2 pseudogenes are annotated in these 3,042 nt (G+C 67.0%); both read right to left on the bottom strand.

Annotation, left to right across the window (positions count from 1 at the left end):
- Positions 1 to 98: 98 nt before the first annotated feature.
- A pseudogene (locus G3N92_RS32435) lies at positions 99 to 2,654 on the bottom strand (error-prone DNA polymerase); the annotation flags it as partial.
- 4 nt (positions 2,655 to 2,658) lie between these two features.
- A pseudogene (locus tag G3N92_RS32430) lies at positions 2,659 to 2,871 on the bottom strand (DNA polymerase Y family protein); the annotation flags it as partial.
- Positions 2,872 to 3,042 lie beyond the last annotated feature (171 nt).

Below are 3,042 nucleotides of genomic sequence, written 5' to 3'. Positions count from 1 at the left end.
TAGTTCACGTAATCATAGTTCTTTTCTTTAAGGACACGGCAACCCCCGCGGTCTACACCGCCACCAACACTCTTTCCCTACCCGCCGCTCTTCCGATCTATGCGTGACGCGGCGTCCCCGCTCAACCCCGCCACCAGCGACAGGCCGAGCCGCACCGCCGGGCGCCCTTCAGGCGGCGGCTCGCCGGGCAGCGCTTCGAGCGAGGCGTCCCGGTTGCTGGCCGTCACGTCGATGGGCCGCACCACGACGCCGTGGCGCTTCGCGTCCTGCACCAGTTGCGCGGGCGGGTAGAAACCCATCGGCTGGCTGTTCAGCAGCGCGGCAAGGAAGATCGCCGGCTCATGACACTTGAGCCAGCTGCTCGCGTAGACGAGGATCGCGAAGCTCGCCGCGTGGCTTTCGGGGAAGCCGTATTCGCCGAAGCCCTTGATCTGCTCGAAGATCCGCTCGGCGAAATCGCGTGGATAGCCGCGCTGCGCCATGCCGTCCACGATGCGCGTGTAATAGTGTTCGAGCCCGCCCTTGCGCTTCCACGCCGCCATCGCACGCCGCAACTGATCGGCCTCGCCCGGCGTGAAGCCGGCCGCGATGATCGCGATCTGCATCACCTGTTCCTGGAAGATCGGCACGCCCATCGTGCGTTCAAGCGCGGGCTTCAGGTCTTCCTTCGGATAGCTGACTTCTTCGAGACCTTGCCGTCGCCGCAGGTAAGGGTGCACGGCGCCGCCCTGAATCGGTCCCGGCCGCACGATCGCCACCTCGATCACGAGGTCGTAGTATTGCTGCGGCCTGAGCCGGGGCAGCATCGACATCTGCGCGCGCGATTCGATCTGGAACACGCCGACCGTATCGGCGTTCGAGATCATGTCGTAGGTCGGCTTGTCGGGCTCGGGAATGTCGTCGATCCCGATGCGCTTGCCGCGCCATGCATGCATGAAATCGAATGCGCGCCGCAACGCGGTCAGCATCCCCAGCGCGAGCACGTCCACCTTCATCAGCCCGAGCGCTTCGAGATCGTCCTTGTCCCACTGGATCACGCGCCGCCCTTCCATCGCGGCGTTCTCCACCGGCACGAGCCGCGTGAGCTTGCCGCGGCTGATCACGAAGCCGCCCGAATGCTGCGACAGATGGCGCGGAAAATTGAGCAGCCGCGAGGCAAGCTCCGCCCACGCCTGGATGATCGGCACCTCGGGATCGAGGCCCACCGAGGCGAAGCGCGCGAGCAGATCGTCGCGGCCGTCGAACCAGCGGTGCGCTTTCGCCACGCGCTCGACCAGCATCGGATCGACGCCGAGCGCCTTGCCCGTTTCGCGCAGCGCGCCGCGCGGGCGGTAGGTCGAAACGGCCGCGGCCAGCGCGGCGCGGTCCTTTCCGTATTTCTTGTAGATGTACTGAATGACTTCCTCGCGCCGCTCGTGCTCGAAATCGACGTCGATATCGGGCGGCTCGTCGCGCTCGCGGCTGATGAAGCGCTCGAACAGCGTGGTGCTGCGCTCGGGATCGACCTCGGTCACATGGAGACAGAAACACACCACCGAGTTGGCCGCCGAGCCGCGCCCCTGGCACAGGATCGACTGGCTGCGCGCATATTTGACGATGTCGTACACGGTGAGAAAGAACGGTTCGTATTCCTTCTCGATGATCAGATCGAGTTCGTAGCGAATCCGCTGCCTGACCGTATCGGGCACGCCGCCGGGGTATGTCTCTTCGGGGTAGCGCGTGCGCGCGCCGTTCCACACCTCCTGCTCCAGATACGCCGCCGGCGTCATGTTGCCCGGCACGATCTCCAGCGGATATTCGTACTTCAACTGCGTCATGTCGAAGCCGCAGCCCTCGACGATCCGGCAGGTTTCCGCCAGCGCCTCGGCCGGAAACATCCGTGCGATCCGGTTGCGCGCGCGCAGGTGCTGCTCGGCATTCGACGCGAGCGCATAACCGCATTCGCCCACCGGCCGGCCGATGCGGATCGCCGTCATGGTGTCCTGCAGCGGCTTGCACGAACGCGCGTGCATGATCACGTCGCCGAGCGCGACGAGCGGCATCGCACGCTGCGCGGCGGCGGCCTCGACCGTCTCGCGATGCACGCCGTCGAGCGCGCGCCCGAGCTGCACGAGCCCGAGCCGCGCCTGCGCGCCGAACACACGCGCGCACCACGCGAGTTGCGCATCGAGCACGTCGGCGCGCACCGGATACGCCGGCACCAGGATCGCGAAGCAATCGGGCACGCCGCGCAGGTGCGCGAACTCGAGCGGCGGCGCGGCCAGCATGCGCGGCGTCAGCGTGTAGGTGCCCTTCTTCGGCGATGCCATGCGCCGCCACGAAATCAGCTCGGCCAGGTTGCCGTAGCCCTCGCGGTTGCGCGCGAGCAGCACCAGCCCGAACGCGCCGGGGCCGGGATCGCCGCCCGGCGCGACCACGTCGGCCGTCACCTCGAAATACGCGCCGATCACGAGCGGCAAGCCGAGCGCCTTGGCCGCGACATGCATGCGCGGCGCGCCGGCCAGCGAGCATTCGTCGGTGATGGCGATGCCGCGATAGTCGAGCGCCTTCGCGCGCTCGGCCAGCTCGTCGGCCGACGACGCACCGGTCAGGAACGAGAAATTCGAGCGGCAGAACAGCTCCGCATAATCGGGCAGCACGATCGGGGTCGACATCGCGTCACCCGAACAGGCCGTGCAGGAACCAGCGCAACTCGCCGCCCTCCTCGGCCTTGTAGATCCAGTAGCAGGCGCCGTCCTCGTCCTGCGCGACGTGATAATCGCGCTCGACGTTGCACCCATCGAACCAGCCGCCCTCGATGCGCTCGTGCGTCGACATCAGGCGCAACGGCCCGCGATAGCAGGGCCGGTTCTCGCGCATCGCCAGCGCCTCCCGCCCTCGTCGTTCGCGGCCCGGCGCACTCGGGCGAAACAGTGCGCTGCATCTCGCTGCCCCGCGCACCGCATGCCTGCGGTCTCTCGATTCCGTTCGCGATTAGCATCGAGTTCCGGGTAAACGACTTTATACCCGTCGTGAACCATCCCGTTCCCAAGAGTCCCACCC

The sequence above is a fragment of the Burkholderia sp. Ac-20379 genome (assembly GCF_017104645.1).
GTDB lineage: Bacteria > Pseudomonadota > Gammaproteobacteria > Burkholderiales > Burkholderiaceae > Burkholderia.
The sequence above is the reverse complement of the archived record's forward strand: the minus strand, read 5'-3'. Positions and strand labels throughout refer to the sequence as shown.